19 protein-coding genes and 1 pseudogene are annotated in these 21,620 nt (G+C 46.8%); 2 read left to right on the top strand and 18 right to left on the bottom strand.

All coding sequences use genetic code 11. The features are described 5' to 3' along the window. Window positions 1-88: 88 nt before the first annotated feature. Window positions 89-1,144, bottom strand: coding sequence for a reverse transcriptase family protein (locus QNN86_RS00775; RefSeq protein WP_414210512.1), 1,056 nt, complete (start codon window positions 1,142-1,144; stop codon window positions 89-91). 188 nt (window positions 1,145-1,332) lie between these two features. Further along, complete coding sequence (locus tag QNN86_RS00770) at window positions 1,333-3,384, bottom strand: retron Eco8 family effector endonuclease (RefSeq protein ID WP_171005104.1); 2,052 nt, start codon at window positions 3,382-3,384, stop codon at window positions 1,333-1,335. A 379-nt stretch (window positions 3,385-3,763) separates the two neighbouring features. On the opposite strand from QNN86_RS00770, the pseudogene QNN86_RS00765 reads away from it, so the two are divergent. Beyond that, window positions 3,764-4,095, top strand: a pseudogene (locus QNN86_RS00765) (zincin-like metallopeptidase domain-containing protein); the annotation flags it as partial. Window positions 4,096-4,519: 424 nt separating this feature from the next. Here the strand turns inward: QNN86_RS00765 and QNN86_RS00760 are convergent. The 8 genes from QNN86_RS00760 to virB11 form a co-directional block, all read right to left on the bottom strand. After that, complete coding sequence (locus tag QNN86_RS00760) at window positions 4,520-5,593, bottom strand: hypothetical protein (protein ID WP_414210511.1); 1,074 nt, start codon at window positions 5,591-5,593, stop codon at window positions 4,520-4,522. A 365-nt stretch (window positions 5,594-5,958) separates the two neighbouring features. After that, window positions 5,959-7,008, bottom strand: a complete 1,050-nt coding sequence (locus QNN86_RS00755; protein ID WP_414210510.1) for a DNA-methyltransferase — start codon at window positions 7,006-7,008, stop codon at window positions 5,959-5,961. Beyond that, window positions 7,001-7,804, bottom strand: coding sequence for a MobC family replication-relaxation protein (mobC, locus tag QNN86_RS00750; protein WP_414210509.1), 804 nt, complete (start codon window positions 7,802-7,804; stop codon window positions 7,001-7,003). Before mobC ends, QNN86_RS00755 begins: the two co-directional genes overlap by 8 nt. An 8-nt stretch (window positions 7,805-7,812) precedes the next feature. Further along, window positions 7,813-9,549: a type IV secretory system conjugative DNA transfer family protein gene (locus QNN86_RS00745; RefSeq protein ID WP_414210508.1), complete on the bottom strand. Its 1,737-nt coding sequence runs from the start codon at window positions 9,547-9,549 to the stop codon at window positions 7,813-7,815. Between the two features lie 778 nt (window positions 9,550-10,327). Further along, a complete protein-coding gene (locus tag QNN86_RS00740; protein WP_205946787.1) occupies window positions 10,328-10,633 on the bottom strand; it encodes a dpoa decarboxylase in 306 nt (101 codons plus the stop codon). Window positions 10,634-10,682: 49 nt separating this feature from the next. Then, a complete protein-coding gene (locus QNN86_RS00735) occupies window positions 10,683-10,985 on the bottom strand; it encodes a TrbM/KikA/MpfK family conjugal transfer protein (protein ID WP_200111838.1) in 303 nt (100 codons plus the stop codon). 47 nt (window positions 10,986-11,032) lie between these two features. Further along, a complete protein-coding gene (locus QNN86_RS00730; RefSeq protein WP_408575099.1) occupies window positions 11,033-11,431 on the bottom strand; it encodes a cag pathogenicity island Cag12 family protein in 399 nt (132 codons plus the stop codon). Next, a complete protein-coding gene (gene virB11 / locus QNN86_RS00725; protein ID WP_408575098.1) occupies window positions 11,428-12,447 on the bottom strand; it encodes a P-type DNA transfer ATPase VirB11 in 1,020 nt (339 codons plus the stop codon). Before virB11 ends, QNN86_RS00730 begins: the two co-directional genes overlap by 4 nt. Window positions 12,448-12,484: 37 nt before the next feature. On the opposite strand from virB11, the gene QNN86_RS00720 reads away from it, so the two are divergent. Further along, on the top strand, window positions 12,485-13,492 hold the full coding sequence (locus tag QNN86_RS00720; protein WP_408575097.1) for a hypothetical protein: 1,008 nt from the start codon (window positions 12,485-12,487) through the stop codon (window positions 13,490-13,492). Window positions 13,493-13,801: 309 nt separating this feature from the next. Here the strand turns inward: QNN86_RS00720 and virB10 are convergent, their stop codons facing one another. From virB10 to QNN86_RS00680, 8 genes are all read right to left on the bottom strand, one after another. Beyond that, on the bottom strand, window positions 13,802-15,019 hold the full coding sequence (virB10, locus tag QNN86_RS00715) for a VirB10/TraB/TrbI family type IV secretion system protein (protein WP_414210507.1): 1,218 nt from the start codon (window positions 15,017-15,019) through the stop codon (window positions 13,802-13,804). A gap of 19 nt (window positions 15,020-15,038) precedes the next feature. After that, on the bottom strand, window positions 15,039-15,944 hold the full coding sequence (gene virB9, locus QNN86_RS00710; protein WP_414210506.1) for a P-type conjugative transfer protein VirB9: 906 nt from the start codon (window positions 15,942-15,944) through the stop codon (window positions 15,039-15,041). After that, a complete protein-coding gene (locus QNN86_RS00705) occupies window positions 15,944-16,627 on the bottom strand; it encodes a virB8 family protein (protein ID WP_408575096.1) in 684 nt (227 codons plus the stop codon). Before QNN86_RS00705 ends, virB9 begins: the two co-directional genes overlap by 1 nt. Beyond that, on the bottom strand, window positions 16,620-16,757 hold the full coding sequence (locus QNN86_RS00700; RefSeq protein ID WP_040000618.1) for a lipoprotein: 138 nt from the start codon (window positions 16,755-16,757) through the stop codon (window positions 16,620-16,622). The genes QNN86_RS00705 and QNN86_RS00700 overlap by 8 nt, the downstream gene beginning before the upstream one ends. An 82-nt stretch (window positions 16,758-16,839) precedes the next feature. After that, window positions 16,840-17,904, bottom strand: coding sequence for a type IV secretion system protein (locus QNN86_RS00695; RefSeq protein WP_408575095.1), 1,065 nt, complete (start codon window positions 17,902-17,904; stop codon window positions 16,840-16,842). Window positions 17,905-17,914: 10 nt separating this feature from the next. Next, window positions 17,915-18,139 carry an EexN family lipoprotein gene (locus QNN86_RS00690; protein WP_039356896.1) on the bottom strand — a complete coding sequence of 75 codons (225 nt, stop codon included), beginning with the start codon at window positions 18,137-18,139 and terminating at the stop codon, window positions 17,915-17,917. An 11-nt stretch (window positions 18,140-18,150) separates the two neighbouring features. Beyond that, the gene (locus QNN86_RS00685) at window positions 18,151-18,855 is read right to left on the bottom strand and encodes a type IV secretion system protein (RefSeq protein WP_164268132.1); all 705 of its coding nucleotides are present in this window, start codon (window positions 18,853-18,855) and stop codon (window positions 18,151-18,153) included. Between the two features lie 20 nt (window positions 18,856-18,875). Next, window positions 18,876-21,620 (bottom strand): VirB3 family type IV secretion system protein, encoded by a 2,745-nt coding sequence (locus QNN86_RS00680; protein ID WP_414210505.1) that lies wholly within the window; start codon window positions 21,618-21,620, stop codon window positions 18,876-18,878.

Raw genomic sequence — 21,620 nt, 5'->3', positions numbered from 1 at the left:
GAGGCTTGAGCTTGATATACTGATGCTACTAAGCAGAGCGCCAGTATGTTTTTGTTTTTAAATACATAAAATCCATAGTGGCTTCTTATTAGTTTCTGTATTCGTTCAGTATTTTGTCCAGGTCTGATATGATTAAATTATATTTAATTATGGATTTTTCATCTAGAACATTATGTTCGGAATCAAATTTTAAAATAGAGATAAAATAAGCCCTATAGCCTGATAATTTGTTCAAAACGATATTTTTACAATATATCTCGAAGTACTTGCCGGTATTAGCATTGTGATAACGGAGGTTCTTAATATTTAGCCCGTAATATTTGCACGCTATAGCCGAAAATCTTTCTTTTTTTAAGATAATCAAACGAATTGTTTTTTTTAACTTCATCGTTTTTTCATTTGAAACTCGAAGAGTATTTGTTGTTCCATCAATAACATAGCCATTTAACGATATATGCCCAGATGTTATAACTGTTTTTGATTCATTCAAAGTCAATCCTATATGGGAAATAATTCTATTAACGGAGTTTTTTATTTCCCCATTGAAAAGTGATAGCATATACTTTGAAGAAAAAAGCATATCATCGGCATATCTTGTATAGATAACATTATGCTCTTTGCAGATTTTCTCGATTTGTATATCTATAGGCCTTAAAACTAGATTCGAAATAATCGGTGAGCAGGGGAATCCAATTGGGAGGATTTTTTTACCTATGAAATATTGGTTTTTTGAATTGGCTGGCACTTCATAAGTTAATTTTTTTAAAATTAAATCTATTAATCTAACATTGGAGTCTTTATCTAACTTATCAACAAAGTACGGCTTTAGTTTCTTTGAAATATCATCAGCAGAGATTGAGTGAAAGAATTTTTTTATATCTAATCGAGAGAAGTATTTTGAATCCAGATGAGGAGAAAGAAAATCAAAATATGATTTTCCTTTTACAAAGCCGTATGAAGAACGGCTTACAGGGATATATTTAGATATCAGGATCTCAATTTTTTTGTGATATCTGGCTGTTTCTTCTGATTCTAGATGATAAAAAAAATCTTTTTTAATCTTCATCTCTCTCACTAACTGAACGTCATCGTTAGTAAGAAAGGCTCTCAGATCATCTGAGAGCGCTATCTTAGTTATTTTCATGTTTAATCCGATACAAAAACAAACATTCACGTGTGACACATAATGCGCGAATATCAAAGTAATCACACTGGTATGTGGAGACTGTTCTAACCAAGCTTAAGCATAAAATTTTACTAATGATATAAAATCTACACTGTCGCAAAGATAGATGGTAGGTTCCCCTACATTGCACAAGGCAATCTCTATTACTACCGAATGTAAACATTTCTGATGATACCATCGATTTCTGGGAAATGTCTAGTGAATTCATGCAAAACCTCTGAGTCGGAAGCACATCTCCTTCTTAGTGTTTCAATAGCAAATGTTAAAAAAGAAGTGACCCAACCGCTCGTCTTCTTTCTGGAGCTGAGTTGCAAGTTATTTACAATGAAATCTTTAATTCTCTTTGCTCTTTGATACTTATTTATATTTATCTGTGTATCAGGCTTGCCGTTCATTATCACTCTTAAATAATGAATTAACATATCTTCATTAATAATATTCCTTCCTTTTATCTTGTTCAAAAGAGTATAAATATCACACCCTTCTATTTCGAATAACCATCTATAAAATAATTCCTTGGATTCAATATTAATCAAAGCGCCTTCTGTTGTATTAAATAGAACATTGACATTTCTGCCTTTGACGTATTGACGAATTAAACTTTGTAATGTCTGAAATGATGATCTTTCTTTAAAATCGACAAGGTTACTTCGTATACGAAAAAATCGTTCATGATAGTTGTTTATTTTATCAATTAGCTCAACCATTTTTTTGTGTTCGAGACTATATCCTTTTTTATAGTACAGTCTATCTGTTGAAAGAGCCTGTTGACTGAAATTCATGATGCTACTGGTATTCTTCAAGTCGATCTGTAATTGATTAAATTTGTTTGTTTTTTTAAATGAAAATGCTTTGTCAATATCATATACAAACAGATACGGAATTGACGCATTCGTGCATGACGGGTTAATGGTTTCGGATATTACATTATCAGCGCATTGGTAAACATCTATATATTGCAGTACAGGATATAACTTTTGAAGAGCTTCATTGGCAAAAAGTTCTTCTTCAGTTGCACCTTCTACGAATAAAATAAAATTGCTAAAAAAAAGGCGTGCTTCATTATCACTAAATTTGGTTAGGAACTGATTGTTTTCGTATGTCGATTTTAATTTGAAAACTTTGGATGAGCCATCAAAGTTGTTCATGTTATAAATGGATTGTTTATCTTTAAATTTTCTAATTGTTTCTTTTACTATGTTAGGAGAGTGAGTGGATAAAATTATTTTGGGCAAGGGAGTGTTTACAGGTCGATTATTAGTATTTTTTTTTGATTTTTGAACCGTTGCATGAAGATTATTTATTAGCTGCTCGCTTTTTTTAGGGTGTAAACCAACCTCTGGTTCATCAATGAATATTATTGGTGAAATATATTCTCTTCTTGTAAGAGTTATTAATAATTTTAAAGCAGTATCGATGTAATTGAATGAATTAGTGCCATCAGATTGTTTGATAGTAAGCGAGCCTGAACTATAAAAGGTATCTCCTGGAAGACTTGCTTTTATTAAACTCAGAAGTTTTTCTTTATGTGTGTATTTTTTAATGTTTATGGAATTTTCAATCAGCGCTATAAACTGACTAAATTCATCACTTCCTTGGGTTATTTGTTCATCGTAAAAATCTCTTATCGTATTGTGGCTAATTCCAGATAGCTTAAAGGATTTTATTTTTATGATTAACTCCCAGAGTTTATCCCAGTCATGAAGATTTAAGTGCCTTGCATCAACCTCAAAAAAAGGGAATAAATAGTTAATTATGCTTCTGCGTTCACTTTCTTTTTCTGACCATTCTATCGAGCCGTTTTTATTGACAATCAATTGTAACTTATACTCCTCACCTACATCATAGGTTTTGCTTGAATTGTCATCATTAAGTAATTCTCTAAAGATATCGAAAAAAGAATTGTAGATATGGTTGAAAAACTTATTTTTCTTTCCTGTTGAAGACAATACTATTCTTCTTATTCTGCTCAAATCGTAAGTAATCTCGATTTCCCCTTGCATACCATAATTAGAAAAAAGTTCAGGTGGTAACTCTCTCTTGTTTTCTAGTTGGCTATAAAAAAAACTAATGACCTTTAATAGATTAGACTTCCCTACATTATTACGCCCGATTATACAAGTTAAATCCTTTATGTCTTTAATCTCAATAATATCGAATGATAAAATATTTTTAATGGAAATTGATTTGATAGACATGATGTTATCCATGTGAAATAAACTAATATACATCATTCTTTAACGTATTTAAATGTTTTTTTATTTGAAGTTTGATTATGTCTCAATAATTCTAGGTTATCTATTTGTTTCTATTATTACTAATAAATTTCTCTTTAATATGGCTCTGATAAATATGTTATAAAAACGTCAGTACGTAATGCATGGATTTTTCTATCATACTTACTGGCTATTAGTATTGTTGAGATTTAAATATCTATTTTAGATGAAAGAACTGATGTTCACGGTACCGCATTATTATAAATATTTACACAGAGCAAGCAGCAAAATTAATAAATTGAAAACGATGGTCTGTTAGGGGGGGCGTTTCCTGAGAAACATTTATCAAAGCGAAACCCCAACTGAGAAAGTCTGGATCCCGGAGCGTTACATTTTCTGATGCGGCCAATTTCTACGCCACCAGACTGCATGAACTAGAGCACTGGAGTGGTGGTAAAACCGTCTTAATCGGGGGATGAAAGGAATATTTGGTAGAGAAAATTATGCTTTTCAGGAGTTGATCGCCGAGATTTAAAGCGCATTCATGATGGAGGATCTGGGAATTGTCGGAGAGGTCCAGCACGAAAGCCATATTACTTACTAGCTGACAACACTGAAAACGACAAATACTATATTTTCAAAGCTGCCAATGCTGCATTAAAAGCGTATATGTACTTGATGGAAGGAGCTTAAGGGCAGGGGGAAGAAGCCATAATGGAATGTGGTTTTAACTTTATAGAACAGCGGGGAGAGTAACGGTGGCTTCAGGGATGTATAATTCCCCTGCGAATTTTCGTGGCATTGAGTGTCATGAAAAATCGCAGGTTGCAGGGCGGGCGGAAAAGAGCCCGCTGATCCTTTGAGATGTATTGACTCAAACCTGATCTAGTTGTGTTCTGTTTTAGAACTCAATTAAACCTGATAGCCAGTTAGGAGCTAGAAACGGATCTATCGAGGATCAAGGTGAGGCACCACATCATTTTGACTCTGGACCAGTTACTGGGGAATGCTCCTTCATTCCCAGCAGTAAGACCATGTTGGGTAGCTCAATTACTTTAATAATCTATAGCGCTACGAAAAGCAGCATCATTATATATGAGAGCGATGCCCCTTTTTTTTAGAAAGTATGATTATTTATAAGATCACAAACAACTAAGAACAACAAGTCAGATGAGAATTTTAAGGTTGTTGATTCCTTATTAAATGGAATGAATCTAAATGAATGATCCGCTTGCTCACCATGTAATATTTTGTTCCTTAAGTAATACATATAACAGTTACATAGTACATCAACTAATTCAATGTTGTTTTTAGTTGCGTTACCTAGTCTTGAAGCTATTACTGCTGATGAATGTGTTCGTAATGCTTGTGCTGTCCAGAAATTTCTTTTGAAATCAATTGTCTCACTTGCTATTTCAATCAATCGTAAATCATGATATTTTGTGAGGAAGTCAGAGAATTCTTGCTCTCTTCTACTTATCTTCATCCTTGTTATGAATTTGTTTTCTAGCATGGCATGCCATCGAGTAGCATCTATTATATCTGTTTTGGTTAAACTACTGACATGTGTTGTGGAAAGCGGGTAATCCGTAGGAGTGTTTATCATTAAACTCCCCATTTCTTCAAGGCATTCCCATTCCTGACTTTTAGCGCTTCGCACTCTATAAATTGAATTGTATGATTTCCAAAGCTTCTCGAATATATCGTTCTCATCATCGCTACAGAGTGAGCGAATCAAAGTGGTTGTAGCGTATAAGTGTTTAATGCCTTCATTTGTGGATTTGAATATAATTTGCAATTGTGTTTTATCAATCTTCTGAAAAACTGCCGCACTCCTTTTTGGCTGCAAGTTTCTTAATTCACTTTGAGTATAATTTTTTACAGGAGTGTTTTTTTTATCGTAGCAAACTATTGATTGTATTTCAGGGATGACTCCATTTGTTATTGAATAATATACATATGACTTAATAAATTGAAAATAAATCTCACTCTTGTTGTTTTTAAACACATCATCAAAGTTTGGGTTTTGAGAACGGGTTCCTGATATTGTTATTTTGTTTGATGAGATTGTCAGTTCATCGGTGTGGCTTCTAGAGAATTTATATTGAAGAGTGTGATGCTCATCTTGTATGTTCAGAGCGCCACTAAGTGTTGCAATTATTTTAAATGCATTTCGTGTTGCGTTACCCATTTTATCTTGTCTCCTTATTTAAGTCACTTGTAGTCCTAACCAATCAGAATTTTTATACATCCCCTTGATATAGCATATACTAGCAAAGTAAAGATTCTGTGTTATATAAGCACATTAGTAAATATTGATAAACTTGTCCACGCAATCTGCAATATGGTCCGTAACTGACCAGTTGTTGAGTCCGAACTTGCTGATAAATGTAATTGCGTGCAATTGGCCAATCTGCCTTATAACTAATGCACAACCTTATCGATAAGGTCCAATTATGGCAGCAAAGCTGCCTGTCAGATTAGGTTATGGCCCTGAGCCATAAAAATGTTAGCTCAAATCTGAGCTACACAATCTTAGATGCATTTTACCCGGCTTCAAGTATCAATGTGTTTTCCTGCACCGCCCGAACGAACTGTGGTGCTCCGTGCTGCCGCAATACGCCTGCGAGCAATTTTCACATAATCCTCTTCTCGGTCAATACCGATGAAACAGAAACCTTCCATCGCCGCAGCTTTGCCGGTACTTCCACTTCCCATAAAGGGATCAAGTACAGTGCCGCCAGTGGGAGTAATCAGGCGGCAAAGGTAACGCATCAGCTCGGTGGGCTTTACACATGGATGATTGTTACCCTCACCACGGTCCTTTCTGCTGGCTTTCGCACAATAGAAGAATCGACTGGCGCTGCTAATTTCTACCTGCTGAGGGCTATCCCGGAACCAGGCAAGCACTGCGTCACTGCCATCATGGATAAGATTGGCGGGCCAGCGACCATCGGGGTTTCCTTGTTTGGGGGAATCACCATCACCTTTATTTCTGCCTCGCCACATATGGTTAGGATCGGAACCTCCCGGTCCATTTGGATAATCATAGGGTGGTTCTCCTTCTGCCAGAGGGATCCTGCATTCGCTGATGTTCAGCGCGCCGGTACCATATACGCCTACATTGGATGCTAAGGACCCCTTGCATGGCTTACGGGCAAGGGTAATCGTTTCCAGTGCCGGTTTTAACGCGTGGTGAGATTTAGGAAACCCTGATCCGTATACCCAGCTCAGCATTCCTTCACGTCCAAATGCTGCGTCCAGCAATTTGAGCTGGTCCGGAGACAAACTTTCAATGAGGGCCTGAGCAGCATTGCTGGTCTCGTAGAGAAATACAATCATGTCACGTATTTCAAAGCCCGCATCCTCTATACGCGCTGCCATTCGGTGTTGAGTGCGAGAGCCCGCGAACGACAGCAGATGGCCACCGGGTTTGAGTACGCGCAGACATTCTTTCCAGATGGCCGGTGAAGGGACATCGTAGTCCCATGTCTTCCCCATGAATTTAATTCCATAGGGCGGGTCGGTCACGATGCTGTCCACCGAGTTGCCTGGAATATTGCGCAGTACGTCAAGGCAGTCGCCATGAGTCAAAACGTCATACATGGGGTTCCCTCCCGACATCGTCACCAACTGATGAAGAAGGGGCCCCTTGTTTATCACTGACACTATTTTCCAGTTCATCAAGGGTGCGGAAGAGAAACATTTCCCGGTTATTTGCATCAAACGGAACGGGAACACTGTTTCTTATCACCGTTCTGATGCTGCCAAACAGCCTGATCAGCGATTCTTTAGTTTTATCACCCGGCATAACATACATCGCATAGTGCCAGCGTCCAGAGTCGCTGGCGGCCAGATGACTGTTAATTATGCTGATGTAACGGGCACGGGTTTTCATTGTTCGCTCAGTTTCCACCGCAACGATGGCACCGCTGCTTAAGGTAATAATGCCGTCCGGTCGGTGTCGGACTCCCCTATACCGTGCTGTAAACTCTCCCCGATCGCCGTTAAGCCAGCCCGTACCGCCTTTTTCCTCAAGGGCGATCCTGACCCGCTGGTTTAACAGGCGATGCTCTAGTGTCCAATGTCTGAGTTTTCCCGGCTCAAAATAGGCGGGGAAAACCCTGTCATTAGCGCTAACCACCATTGCCAGTCCCTGCATGGTGATCCCCCACAATGATTTTTTCCCGGTCAATACTGGATACTCATGTTTATTCAGGAAACCCATTGCAACCGCTTTATTCAGCAGGTTATACATCGCATGGTTATGTTTACCTTTATAACCGACAACTCTTTTTAAGGTCCGGAAATCAGAGAACGTTTCTTCCTTGAGGAAATACAGCAATGCCCGCATTCTCCGTTTTGCGGCTTCATTTCTTTCAGCAACGTTATGAATAAGCATTGATAGCCTCACAGGTTAATGGAAGGTTTGTGAATCTGATTTTCTTTTTCGGAGTGCGGAGGGTTTTTATGCTCAAAAGAAAGCAGGTCAATATATTGCTTCTTCGCCGGTATGTGGAATAGTTTGGTTGCCTTCGCCAGATCGTTCTGGGTAAAAACAAAACCAACAAATTTGGGGAGGTTAAGCAACATGTTGCTGTCTATATAATATCGCTCAGCCTGGCGGATCATCCTGTCTGTTTCCATTTTCTCCGTCAGGGAAATATCCGTTTTAACTTTCCTCATTTCATCGTCAACCAGTATAGAGCCTGTCATTCTGGCGACCCAGTCGGCAGTATCCGGATCGCGAAGGCGATAAACCAGCATAAACTTGCAATTCTCAATCACCGAACCGGCAACGGCATCACCCTCCAGATCTGCCGGACAGTCATATAAATCTTTTACCGACTGGTGAGCCATGATGATATGCACACCTTTATCCCTTGCTGCGCCAAGTCCTTCAAGCGCAGGGCGGGACAGGTGATACTTGAGTTCATCAAGGAAAATAGCGACAGGACGAGGTTTGCCTTTTATCCGATCACGCGTTTCGGCTATCTGAATCAGGCGAGTTAAAATCATTCGCTGAGCCGATATGATTTTCTGGTTACGCATCGAGCCGATGATGTAGCAGCATCCGCCTTCATCAAAAATGGTCTTTAAGGAAAATCCGTTACGGGCATTAATGGAATTCACTAAAGCGATTTCCTCAAGCTCGCCATAAAAAGCAGGTACATCTTCACTGAGGGATTTCACAAAGTCAGTGTTGAAAAAATCACGTAATGTCATGCCCTTTTCATAAATAGCTGCCGTATTTCTGGCTGCGCGGCGATCGGCGATACGGTAAAAGTCAGCGCCTTCGCCTTTTTTACCCAGGCTGAAACCGGCATTAAACAACTCCTCCAGTTGTTCATGAGAAATATCAGCCAGTAAATCAAGCTGGAAATTAAGATCATTCAGGTTAATGAGGACAAATTGTTTTCCCGTTTTCAGGCAGGCTTCCCGCAGTACATGTGGTGCCCACTCATCATTTTTAGGATCTTCGACAAATACGCCTTCACCTGAAAGTATTGCCTGATAAAGCAGTACACAGGCGCTCACCCCTTTACCAGAGCCTGTGGTGCCGATAAGGTCAGCGTGTTGAGTTTGAAATTCTTCGGGGGTGATATATTGCGGATGGTCGTCTTTATCCAGTCCGATAAAAATACCTTTATTCAGGTCAATATAATCCAGCGGATTATACGCAATGCTGTCAGGTAACATGTCTCTGACTTCACGAACATCCGTTCTGACATTTCTTTCCAGTTTACTTTTTTTAATCATCCTGTGTTTTAGGCTGTCGATTTCTCCGGCCAGCACCCTTCGGGCAGCAATATGAAAAGCCAAACCGGCAAGCGTAAATCCGACAGTCAGCACCCAGAGTGACAATCTGAGCAGAATGTTATTGTCGAGTACGTTAAAGAAAAAACTCAGCCCCTGAATGGTCAGCGGTGACAGGGTGCCAAATATGAGAAAGAAGGTGGATGCTCCCGCTACCGATTTTAACCAGAAGGGGGCATTTTTTCTTTCTTCACGTGGCAGATGAAAGATGAATGGCAGCGTCAGTCCGGCAAATATGGACAGTATTACCGGGTTGTGTTGCAGCCACAGCAGAAAAACAGAAAAGGCATCCGAAAAGGCATTCAGCCTTTGCATCAGATGAGTTCCCATTGCAGTGATCTCCGGTCTGATTTCGGTGTGAAGGGCGCATCACATGGGCGTCTCCGATGGACGTTAAACCCCACGCCCACACGCGACGCCTATTGAGGACGCCCATAAAAGGATGAACAGTACTGAATGTCTCCGATGCTCATGCCCGTTATCCGCGCTTTCAGAAAACAGCCGACCAGTGGTCGTCAGTCTCCTGAAACGCCCGAATGACGGGCAACGGCGTGTGGCATTACGCTCGGGCTGGACGCTCTCCCTGCATGTCACATGGGGGTAATGTCGTGGCTGGACGCCGCGCCAAAACCCCCAACGTCAACGGCGGCACACCGTCGCACGCTACGCGCGACCAACCCCTTTAAGACGCGCGTTTCGCCTGTTTTTTCTCGCAAGCTCCAAAAAACGGGAACGCTGCTTTAAAGGGGTTGGTCGCGCCTGATCGGTAATATTCCCCGCTGGGGCGGGAAATATTACCTGGCTTGACGGTGTGCGGGGCAAGCCCCCCAAATAAACCGCTGTCGTGGGCGACAGCTTTTCGCTCGCTGGGGCGGCGAAATTTATTCGGCTCCCCCGGCCTGCTCAATTCGCTTTGGGCGAATGTTCGCAGGTGGGCGCGGTGCCTGAAAATTAACAATTTCTGCGAAATTGAATTTTCTGTCCGCGCTCCACGTGTTTATTTTACGGCTTAACAATTTCTCCGAAATTGAAGCCAAAAATAAGCAAGCCTGAAACCCGTCGTCTGTCAGTCTGTGGCGTCGTTCGATACAGTATCAGTGTCTGTGATTCACATCTGGTCGCGGGCTATTTCAGCCCGGCATTCCCGTTCGGCGTTTAATGCCGCATGGTACGTTTCGTCATCGGTCTTCGTTCCCTGACTTTCGGCATACCGCCGGAGCTTTTCTGCGTCCGATTCATTAAGCTGTGACAGATGATGTCGTAATAAACAGATAAATCGGCTCTCATATATCTCGTAATAAACCCCGCATCCCTGATGTGCTTTTTTTGACAGAGAATCATAGATACATGTGACAGATATTCTGTCGTGATGTGTTGAGTGAATGTTGGAAATAAACAGATCTTCTTTATCCACTTTTGTGTCTCCATGCAGGGAAATATATTAAGATAACGGCAGTATTGTATTAGCCTCTGACCCTGCCAAACCTGGACAGGATTTTATTCACCGCCTCCGGGTCAGCACTGGCACATTCTCCTAAGAAAGCTTTTCTGGCATTGAGCGTGTGATTGGGTAAAAAACCGTGTTTATTCTTTTTGACGATATTAAAGAAAGCACGCTCCGCAGAACGACATTCACTTCCTCCATTGTTTCCGGTTGCTTTACCGTACATACAAAGTACAACTTCGCACGGGTCGGCAGAGAAAGAATAAACAGGCGTCCCGGCAGTAATGCACAGCACTGCCGCCGCAATAATGGAATATTTCATGATGGATACCTTACCCTAAGATTAATTTCAGGATGTGAGGGGAGGATTTAATGTGAAAAATAAATGCGAGTGTCGCTGCATGTCAGGCATCCAGAGACAGGTTGATATTCAATAACGCCTTTAGCACCATATCGCCGTAGCCAGTTTTTTGCAGTAAAGAAATCTGCGCCTGATGGTGCAGCAACAACTATACGCGCAGAGTGGGTGACCGCGTAAAATACGGCTGGCGTCCAGCTAGTCTCATTAAAATTCCGTGCTTGAATGGATAATAACCATTTATCGTTAACCACCGGGGAAAGAATAATAACCGGGTTGTCCCGCCATTGCGGTAAACCGGTATTGACTGACAGGCCCTGTTTATCCCATTCAACAGGAACCGGTGGCGGGGGTGAAGCACAGCCGGAAAGTACCAGTGAAAATAGCAGCATAGTGATAACCTTCATCATGCTTTCATCTCCTCAAAAAAGGCGCTGCGGTGCAGTGGCCGGAAATAAATATCATTCATCCGGCGCACATTACCGTCCAGGTCGATACTAACGATAACGTCCAGACTGTCCAGTACCTTGCGTAACATAAAGGTGTAAGGGAGTTGGGCGCATTGCGGGTTTTCATAACAGCGGGTAATAAACCCGTCCACCGCTTCCATTGCTGAACCGGCATGGATAGAGGTCATGCTGCCTTCATGGCCGGAGCCGGTTATCTTGAGAAAATCCCAGGCCTCACCGCCACGCACTTCGGTTAATAGTATGCGGTCGGGATTCATGCGGTAATTCCAGCGCAGCAGGTTGGCGGGCGTCACAATTGACCCTTTTTCATCTGCCGATTCCGACGGATAAAAAAGGTGGACGTAGTTTTTATGCATAAATAAGGTGATTTCCGGGTTATCTTCAATGGTCGTAATACGCAGATGAAGGGGGATATAACCAATCAGCATCTTCATATAGGTGGTTTTACCGGTACTGGTTTCCCCGGCCACCGCAATGGTTTTACCGTATTCCACACATTTCTCCATAAAGCGCGGAATGTCTTTCGCGTTATATAAGGCCAGTAATTCTTGATCGTGCGTCTGCGTTTTTTCCGTGCCCGTCACCCGGTTATAAAACCCGGCGGCGATATAGTCCTGATGCGGGATTTGCACCTGTGAGGGTTTACGCAGGGTGATGGACACCGTGTTACGCTCGCAGGCCGGGGGTACAATAACCTGACAACGTTCGCCGGATTCCAGCGTGGCTGACAGCCCCGGCTTGATATCTTCGATATTGTCGCCATGATGCTTCGCCAGGCATCTGGCAAAGTTGTAGCAGCCCTCATAATCCAGCGGGACAGTATGCTGTTCCCAGATGCCATCAATTTTGGTGAATAGCTCACCCGGGCGGTTGACGGCGATCTCTGTCAGTCCTCGGCGATCCAGAAAATCGCCAAAAAATCGCTGCTTATAGCGGTCGAGAGAGAGGTTTTTCATGTGATATCCTTGGATCGGATAAATGTGTGGAGGGAGCATGTCGAAGACGAAGGTACTGTTCGCTTATTGCCATGAACTGGGGCGCTGCTTGTCCATTGATGAAGCGCGAACGGAATTTTTCTCCAGAAAGCCGGAAGAAAGAAAGCGGTTCACTTTTTCCTGTAGCGATCGCAACTGTAATGTCACCATCAGTGGCGTTAACTATCACGTCAAAGCTGAAGATGGTGAAAAATTCAAGGCTGCACACTTCCGTTCACCCCATCCTCACAAGTTCGGATGTGAATGGGTCGAGTTCACCGAAGATGCCGATCAGGACAGACGTCCGGACGAATCAGAAGCTGATTTCACGGAAAGAAAAGCCAAGCAAAAGCTGACGGACTATATCAACTGCTTTGATCCTTCAATTGATGATCCTGATGGCGAGCCAGCCGCTCCCGTTAAGCTTGCTACTCCTGCACATGTAAAAAAAACTGACGGGGGTGATGATAAGCCGGGTACAGGTGAAGAGCCCCGCTGGAGTCGCTATACGCGAACTAACCAGCTTCAGCGACTTATCGACACATGGCAGGAAGCGAAAGAAACGCTGCCTCAGGATGAGTTCAGGGCGTTGAGACTCAGGATCATGCACCACAGTCAGGTCTATCTTCATGAATATATAACGCATATTCAGCGAGGATTGACTAACCCGTACGCGGGCGTCATCTATGGCGGTGGGACCCTGATGCATCGGTATGGGCGGGGTTTTCTTATTAATTTCTTTGATAAACATGAGGGTAAACCTGTTCGCCTGTACGTCAGTAAAGATCTGATGGCGAAAGGCCGGTTTGGTCATTATATCGATGAAATTCTGGACACAGAAAACGTCAGATATTTCCGTGTGTTTCTGCTCAACCCGGTTGTTTCTGAACGGGAAAATAGCGCAGGAAAAAGCGTTATCAACCTAGAAATATCAAAGCTGCGTCAACTGGCGATTTATTACGAGCTGAACTCCAGCAAGGAAGATGATTCTCCATCAACGGAGCAGGAGGGGGATAGTCCGGCATAGCGGGCTAATGTCGTCACAAGAATGATAATATCGGTGACATCAGGCAGCGATATCTGCTTATGTGCCAGCCGGATATCGTCTGAGGAAACAGGTGGTGCATCCAGAGGACCTTCACAGATGGTGAGGCAGAAAGTTTGTCCTTCTCCTGAGTCAATCATGAGCTCTGTCAATGCGCCCCCGGCACGATAACATGTCATGACTATTCTCCTGATCCCGCTAAGGTGTGACATTACGTCGTTGACTACGGCATTGTTGTAATCGTCCCTTACGATGACGTCTGTCGCGGTGACGCCAAACAGAAATTTTCGATTATTCACTCTTCATCCTCAGTGCATAGATGCCGGAAAAATCAATATCCTGTCCGGTGATCAAATTGATGATCTCACCCTGATTTTTGTAGAGGGTCGGTGGGATATTGATGCTGTTTTCCAGCGTGGTTCGCGCCATATCCGCCATGGCCTGACGGCTGTTTTCGGTATAGTCCGTATTACGATCTTTCTGACCGGCGCTGTTGGATGCCCACGCCCCAATATCCGGGATCATACCAACCAGTAATGCGCCGCCGAACCGCTCTCGGAAATGCGTGTCGATCCAGCCGTCAACGCCAGCCTCGCCGAGCTCTCCGGCAGCGCGGGTATCGACCAGCGGAATATCAAGATAAGGGGGCTGGCGGGTACGCAGCTTTGTGATAATGAGAAAGGCGCGCCCCTGTCCGTGCGTCATCCCGGTTTCTGCGCCAGTCTGGTAAATGCCCGTGGCGGTGCTCCCTTTTTCAATCAGCTTCGTATTACCGCTGGCACTCCAGATATCTTTGGCGATCGTGCAGCGGATTTTCCCCGCCCGATCCGAGACAAAGCGGTAATCCAGTGAACAGGGAATAGCGGTATTTTCCGGGACGTACAGGTCCGGGTTGTAAGGAATACGCCGGACTGCCGCCGGGGAGGGGGCCGACGGTGGCGATGTGGTGTCTGGTTGCTGTCCGGCAGAGGCTGCCTGCGTCATCTCCTGCTGCCTGGTCCGGGCCGGGTTTTGAGCCGCAGCGGCTGAACCATCACGCCGAACCAAAAAATGGGCTTTATCAAGTTGAGGCGGCATCTCAGCCTCTGGGGCTGTCGTGATGCGCGGGTTGTTTTCTGCCGGTAACGATGCTTCGGCTTCGGTATCTTGGGTACCCAGATCGGTACGCTGCCGGTAATCTGTCCGGTTCGTCTGTGGCGTAGCATCCTGCCGCTTCTCTTCACCGGGTTGCCAGAGTAGATTGCGGTATACCCAGTTGCCCGCCCATGCCAGCGCAATCAGTGCAACGGCGGTGATCGCCAGAAACGCGGTGGCTTTCCCGCGCCTGCGCTTTTTCAGTTTGTTGACGGCGGGTTGTAGCGGGTCGTTCTCTTCATCGTCCTGAGCGGTGAGAAGCGTCGCTTCCCGCTTTGCACGGGCCTCGCGTTCCAGCGCGGCAATATCGTCATCCTGTTGCGAAGGAGAAGGCTCTGCGCCATCAGGCACCGGATGCGGGTGTTCATCGTTCATCTGCATGACTCCTCAGTTGTCAGTGGGTTGTGGGCATTTCCACCCGCTCAACCAGCGGGGAAACCGTGGCACCATAAGCGGCCTGGACCTTACCGAAACCACGATTTTCCAGGCCGACCACGGCGTTACCGGAACGCAGGACCAGACGGGGCGTGACCTCCTGAATGACCAATACGGTGAAGTTGCCTTTTCTGCGGATACTGCTGTTAACCACATGCTCGTGGCCGTTCAGCTCTTTTGTCACGGAGGGAATAGATTTGGCCGGGGAGAAGCCCACGAACGTAAAACGGCCATCGTCATACGCAAAATCGGGAACGATACGGGTGCTGTCGCGCCCCGGATATTTGAGGTAGTCCCAGTTGCGTGGCGTCTGCGCGGCATTCAGGGACTGCTGAATATCAGCCTGCTGCTGTTTTTGCTCCCGCTCCCGCATTCTGGCCGCTGTCTCACGACTGGCCTTTTCCTGTGCTTCACCCGGATAACGGTAACTCACCTGGAAAGCGGGCTGCTGCGGTGACTTATCATCGATGACGTTCAGCTCGACGTTGTACAGCCGACGGGTGGTGACGATCAGCAGGTTGGTATGCCAGTCCTGGCTGTTAGGGGGGATCACCACCTGCGTGGTGTTACCGTCCGCGCCGGGCGCGCCCTGAACGAGCGCCACCGGGCGGATGTTGACCCGGTTGGCGTCCGGTGTGGCTTCCCACGCCTCCTCAAAACCGGGTCTGGCGCTGATAACCGCCTCGTCGCTGTCAAAGACCAGTGTGGTCATGAAACCGGGACGGGTATTGACGACGGTAACGTTCAGCGGGTTATAGACAACCTGCTGAACGCGGGCATCATAGCGGCTGGCCTGCGGGATGGCCGCGCACCATGCCGTGCCACACATCATCAGCGCCAGCGGGATAAGAGTGATGCTTTTCATTATTCACCTCCTCGGATTTCACGGTCTGCCTGCCAACTGGTCACGATAAAACCGAACGGGTTAACCTCCCGCTCCGTATCGCTCATTTCTCTGCCGGGGTCGGAGTGAAATGTCAGGCGGGCATCCCAGTATTCGGTGCGGGTGCTGTTGTCCGCGAGGCGGCGAATGGTCTTTTTGTAACGGAGGGTGGCGACGTTATCGGGGTCAGTGCCATCAGTGATCTGGTTTGACAAAATGTCGATCCGCACGGTATGCGCCCCATTCTGGTACACCTTGTCCGGGGCGTCTTTTCCGGCATACAGCGCCAGATAGTCATCGTTGACCTGAGGACTGTTATAAACCTGTACCGTGGCGTAATCGTCCTGCAGGGAAGGGTAAACGTACTGTTCACGCAGCCTGACGTAACTGGACGTCATCGCCTTCTGATAAGCCGCCTCCGCCGTCAGACTGGTTTTCGATGCACGGGTGACGTGCTCCACTCGTCCGGTATGATTATCCACGGTGTACAGTTCAACGACCGTCTGTTTCAGGGGCAGCATCAGCACCACGGCGGTAAGCGCCAGTAGGGCGATGAGCAGGCCCGCGCCGCCCATAATAAACCCGGCTTTTGTGGCACGTTTGTCCCGCTCAATCATCTGCTGCTCAAAGGTGCGCGAATCCGCAATGAGGGTCTGTTCACTCATGACTGTTTAACTCCGCCATTATCTGAGGGGTGTTCACCGGGATGCCCTGACCACCAAAGGCCGGGGGACGGGGGGACTGCGCGCATCCGGAAAGCGCGCACAGCAAAACCAGCGCAATCAAGCGTTTCATGGGGTGTTTCCTTCGTGAGATGAAGACAGGGTTATGTTTTAGCCGGAGGGATCAACGGAGTATTTCAGCAGGGATGACAGGTTTAACGATGGAATTTCTGAACGGCCGTTTCTCTTGATTGCGCCAGTCGCCGGGCTTCGTTGCGGGCGATCATCTGTTCAATCGCATTCTTACGTGCCTGAGCTGCGCTGTATCCCGGACCGCTGCCGGGTTTACCCGCACTGGCATCTTTCCAGCCCTGGATAGTGTCCTGAAGGGTGCGGGTAGTCTGCTTACCGGCTCCTGCTGCCAGTTTCCCGGCACCAAACGCCGCCGCACCAATACCCACCGCCGCCAGCCCCTGCATGGAGACGGTTGCCCCGGCCCCGGCCAGCGCGCCAGCCAGTTTTGCGGAGAGGTAGACCAGTATTGCTGCGCAGATACCGGCCAGACAGACCTGAGCACCTAACTCCACAATGTTGGATTGTGTAGACAGTTGTGTTGCAATATCTAACCGCGAGTTTAAATAATTAACGACAATGCGTAGCGACAATGCAGAAAACAGAACCGTTAATATGGCGGCGAACACATTTTGCAGCCAGTTGTTAAACATGGGGCGTAAAAAACCATACAGCAGACAAAAGATAAATAAGGGGGCGGTAATACTCAGCAGTAAAACCATGACTTCCGCGATCATTGAAATAAAGGCGGTGATAATCATTAAAACGAATATCCCGAGCCAGACATAAAATTGAGCCGTCATACCCTCATCTTTTATGTATGTTGAGTTATCCATGTCGTGTAACGTTTTACCCAATACCTTCGCTTTACCCCATAAGCTATCCAGTAACTGCCAGATATTATCGCTGCCGGAAAATCCCTCCTTCAGGCCATTAATGGCATCAATAACCCCATCGAGATAACCGCTGACATTTGCCACAAAGGACAGGATAATTGCCATCCTCATGATGTCCCACATGACATCCTCCATTGGCGTGGACAACTTACCTGCCAGGGTCTGGTATCCACGCCACATGATATAGAGCGTGGCTGACGTTGCCGCCAGCCCCACCATCATGGAGGAGTATGACATCATCAGTCCCTTTGTGGCGTCAGTAACTCCTCCTATCAGGTGTTTTTCAACACCGATAAATACACCACCGGGCATATTAACCTCACTATGAGTTCAGGTCGGGAGTGGGAGCATTTAACTGCTGAATTTGATAATGGGCTTCATTGGCGTTTTTACAGTTATCTGAGGCATCGCCGGTTTTTTGGCATTTTTCATACACCGCTTTTAGCTCATCGGGATGATCTTTGTACCACTGAGTAGTTTTGGCTTCTTCTTTGCAGCCACTGATGATAAATAATAAAGACAGGAAAGAGAGGGTTAATAAACGCATGTGAGACTCCTTTAGCCGTTTAAATCAGGGGTTGGCGCAGTTAACTGTTGCTGATTCCACTGTTTAATACGCACATCCTCCAGTACTTTTTCGCGCTTTTCTGCTGCCTTTACGCTCATTTCCCATTGGTCAGTGAGCGTGTTCAGCATCACTGATTTTAGCTGAATACTGTTGGCAAGGTCCTGAGACTCCTTTGAGTCTTTGGATAGTGCGATACGGTTCGAGAGGCCGTTAATCTCGCCCAGTGTCTGGCTGACCTGTTCCTGGATCTCGTCAGTCTGCTCAAGCTGGATCGCCTTATTGATGACCAGCTGTTTGCAGGTATCTGCATAGCGTCCTGACTGTTCGGGATTGCAGGTATCGAAAACCCGGTACTTCGCGTACAGCGTATCGAACTGTCCTGAGGTGCCGCCGGAAAGTAGCAGATCATTGAGTGTCTGGCCTGGCTTGCGCAGTTTTTCCAGATCCGATTTCAGACTCTTCGCCTGATCCACAAAATCTGCAATATCCCGGACGCCGGTGGCCGTCGCTAACTGATTTTTATACGCCAGGATCTGGCTCTGATAATGTTGCGCGGTCTGCATCCAGCGCTGCGCTTCTTTCAGCCATTCGAGCTCACGCAGCGGGTCAGCATCAACAAGGACAGGAATACCAGCGTGCGCCAGCGGGCTGGCAATGACGCACGCGAAAATCAGGGCATGAAAACGCCTTTTCATCATGGATCTCCTTTGGATTATCAGAGTGCCTGAGCCAGGTAGGATTCCAGCCATTCATGGGGCTGCATCCCTTCGCGGTACAGGGAATCAAAGATTTCGAGGTTGTCCGCGCTGCCGCTCATCACTCGGGTGTATCTGCCGATACCGGAGAGGTCGAGCGTCACGCGGGCAGCAAAACGTTTTGTGTCGCCACGCCTGAACTGATTTTTGACGACCACATACTGGCGGGCCTGCGGATCCAGATTTTTCACCACATCGAACACTTCCGGTTCAAACTTCATCCCGTCAACATAGTGGGCCCGGTCGGCACTGGGGTTGGCTGCCAGGATCTGCGTGCCGCACTGCTCAATGATGGCGGGCGCAATCTCATCCCTGATGATCTCCGCCGGAGACTGGGTGCCCACAACCAGCATCCCGTTGAGTTTACGAATGGTTTTCAGTCGGTTATAGGCGAAATCCTTAAAGATCGGATCCCGGAGCCATTTCCAGAACTCATCCATGAAGATAACCAGTCGCCGTCCGTCGAGCAGCGTGGTGATGCGGTACAGCAGGTAAAAGGAGATCGGCGCACAGACATTGGCCTCATCCAGAAACTCTGTGCCGTCAATGCCAAAGTTATCGCAGTGGATGATATCGAAGGTATCCGATGCGTTATCAAACACCCAGCCAAACTCGCCACCCTGCGCCCACTGCGACAGGCGAATACTCAGGCCGTTCTCTTGTGCCTCCCGGGTGGCAGGCTCCGGCAAATTCTCCAGTAAACGGGTGATCCCATGGATGCGATATTGTGGTTCATTACTCATCACCGCCAGTACGGCGTCATTCAGGCGGCGTTCATCACGGGGCGTGATGGTCGCACCGTTACGTGTACACAGCAGTTTCATCAACTGACTGATGAAACTGATATTGCGTTTCGTGGGCAACAGCGAAAACGGGTTCCAACCCGTGGGGTCGCCATGCGTGATGCGATAGTAACGACCTCCCAGCGCCCGGATATTCATTTCCGCGCCCCGATCTTTGTCCAGATAAACGGTGGTCAGTCGTTTGGTTTTCGCATCCGGAGAAAAACTGTCCGGACGGCCGTATTTCTGCTGCATGTTTTCAAGGAACGTCATCAGCATGGTTTTACCCGAACCGTTGGTGCCGAGAATGCAGGTACTGGCCGGGTTCTTCTCGTTGAACTCGTCCTTGTCCGCCAGCGTGTTATGCAGGTTCAGATAGTAGCCATCCCCTGACGGGGTGCGCAGCAAGGCCATCGCATCCCCCCAGGGCGCGTTATCGCGCTTTCCGGGATAGAAATTGTGCAGTGCGGCCAGCTCAACAAAGTTCTGACTGCTCAGCTCTCCCTTACGGGGGCGCAGGTGATAATTGCCGGGCAGTTGTGCCATATACGCGGCTGAAAGAGAAAGCGCGGCGGGAACCGGTGTAATGCCGAGGTTGTTCAGGGCATTGCTGATTTCACTGGTATCAGCCACCAGACTGTCCAGCGAGCGGGAAAACACCATGATGGAGAAATGGTGTTTTCCATAGGCGATTTTCCCCGATGTCAGCAGGTCAAGCGCCACATCCAGATCCAGTCGCTGTGACACCGCATCATCATCCGAACTCATTAACAGACGTCGGGTACGTTTGATGGCCTTGCGGGCTTCTTCACGTGACATGCAGGTGTACGACTGGGTGATTATATAATCGCAGGGGGCGTACAGCAGCGAGTCCATCATCCCTGTCGCGGTCTCCTCCGGGAACTCCTTCACCTCCAGCCCCCGGAAATATTGCGTACCGCTGGCGTTGTTTATCTGCCCGGACTCGCCAGAAAAGAACAGCGCCGCCGACCCCATCATCGAATACGCCGGAGCGCGGGTGACGCGCACCCTGCGCCACTGGTGCGTCAACAGGTACTCATAAAAGGATAACTGGGAGGAGAATACTGCGTGATCTTCGGTAAACGTGCCAAGAGGACGTGCGGCGTAGCGTGACAGTGCGGTATCGAGCGAGCCTTTGATTTCCAGCATTTCCTGCAGTGCAGCGTCAAGCTCTTTCAGTTTCTTGCCGTCATTCATGCGTCTGCGCCCGGCTTTTTCTAGGCTGACAAACGGACGGTAACAGACGGTCAGGAACAGGCGGTTACGGCGAAATGGGTCCGCCGCCAGCGAGGCATAATACAGACGGCTGATTTCATCGGCGTAAGGGTTGCCGGAGGGTTTGTGCAGAGAAGCGGTAAATGGCTCCCGCACGTTATGGATATAAAAGGTGACCGGCATCCCCTCGAATGAGCGGATGAGTCCGTGCAACTGGTTGCGGTCAATACTGAGGGTTTCTTCTGATTCGCAGTCAAACGGGGTCCCCGTCAGTTCCCAGGTGCAGTAGAGGTCACTATTGGGAGAGCGGACAACATTCTGATGAATATGCGATGAATACGGAATGTACTTCCTGAGCGTGGCACATTGATTCAGTTTCATGGCGTTGAGAAACTCCGTGATATCAACAGCATCATGCTCAACGGGCATAAATACTGTTGCGCCAAACAGCCGGTTTGCTGCCGGTTTTCCTCTTGCCCTGAGCCAGACGGCAATCAGACTGAACCGCATGGGTTCATTCCGGGTGACAGACTTCATTACCAGAAATTCAACCGGGAGCAGGGCAAGGAAAGCGACGGAAGTCCAGACAGCGACGATGATGGTGATACCGGTGACACCCAGCAGGGGCACCATCGGCACCCCCCACAGCGCCGCCGGGCGTTTCATTGCTTTGAGCAGCTTTGCCAT

Source organism: Citrobacter sp. C348, from assembly GCF_047467975.1.
Taxonomy (GTDB): domain Bacteria; phylum Pseudomonadota; class Gammaproteobacteria; order Enterobacterales; family Enterobacteriaceae; genus Citrobacter; species Citrobacter gillenii.
Note: the sequence above shows the minus strand (reverse complement) of the source record. Positions and strands in the feature narration are given on the sequence as shown.

Coding starts and splice junctions, on each gene's coding strand:
- QNN86_RS00775 (WP_414210512.1), bottom strand. CDS start 1,144: ATGAAAATAACTAAGATAGCGCTCTCAGATGATCTGAGAGCCTTTCTT.
- QNN86_RS00770 (WP_171005104.1), bottom strand. CDS start 3,384: ATGTCTATCAAATCAATTTCCATTAAAAATATTTTATCATTCGATATT.
- QNN86_RS00760 (WP_414210511.1), bottom strand. CDS start 5,593: ATGGGTAACGCAACACGAAATGCATTTAAAATAATTGCAACACTTAGT.
- QNN86_RS00755 (WP_414210510.1), bottom strand. CDS start 7,008: ATGTATGACGTTTTGACTCATGGCGACTGCCTTGACGTACTGCGCAAT.
- mobC (WP_414210509.1), bottom strand. CDS start 7,804: ATGCTTATTCATAACGTTGCTGAAAGAAATGAAGCCGCAAAACGGAGA.
- QNN86_RS00745 (WP_414210508.1), bottom strand. CDS start 9,549: ATGGGAACTCATCTGATGCAAAGGCTGAATGCCTTTTCGGATGCCTTT.
- QNN86_RS00735 (WP_200111838.1), bottom strand. CDS start 10,985: ATGAAATATTCCATTATTGCGGCGGCAGTGCTGTGCATTACTGCCGGG.
- QNN86_RS00730 (WP_408575099.1), bottom strand. CDS start 11,431: ATGATGAAGGTTATCACTATGCTGCTATTTTCACTGGTACTTTCCGGC.
- virB11 (WP_408575098.1), bottom strand. CDS start 12,447: ATGAAAAACCTCTCTCTCGACCGCTATAAGCAGCGATTTTTTGGCGAT.
- QNN86_RS00720 (WP_408575097.1), top strand. CDS start 12,485: ATGTCGAAGACGAAGGTACTGTTCGCTTATTGCCATGAACTGGGGCGC.
- virB10 (WP_414210507.1), bottom strand. CDS start 15,019: ATGAACGATGAACACCCGCATCCGGTGCCTGATGGCGCAGAGCCTTCT.
- virB9 (WP_414210506.1), bottom strand. CDS start 15,944: ATGAAAAGCATCACTCTTATCCCGCTGGCGCTGATGATGTGTGGCACG.
- QNN86_RS00705 (WP_408575096.1), bottom strand. CDS start 16,627: ATGAGTGAACAGACCCTCATTGCGGATTCGCGCACCTTTGAGCAGCAG.
- QNN86_RS00700 (WP_040000618.1), bottom strand. CDS start 16,757: ATGAAACGCTTGATTGCGCTGGTTTTGCTGTGCGCGCTTTCCGGATGC.
- QNN86_RS00695 (WP_408575095.1), bottom strand. CDS start 17,904: ATGCCCGGTGGTGTATTTATCGGTGTTGAAAAACACCTGATAGGAGGA.
- QNN86_RS00690 (WP_039356896.1), bottom strand. CDS start 18,139: ATGCGTTTATTAACCCTCTCTTTCCTGTCTTTATTATTTATCATCAGT.
- QNN86_RS00685 (WP_164268132.1), bottom strand. CDS start 18,855: ATGAAAAGGCGTTTTCATGCCCTGATTTTCGCGTGCGTCATTGCCAGC.
- QNN86_RS00680 (WP_414210505.1), bottom strand. CDS start 21,620: ATGGCAAAGCTGCTCAAAGCAATGAAACGCCCGGCGGCGCTGTGGGGG.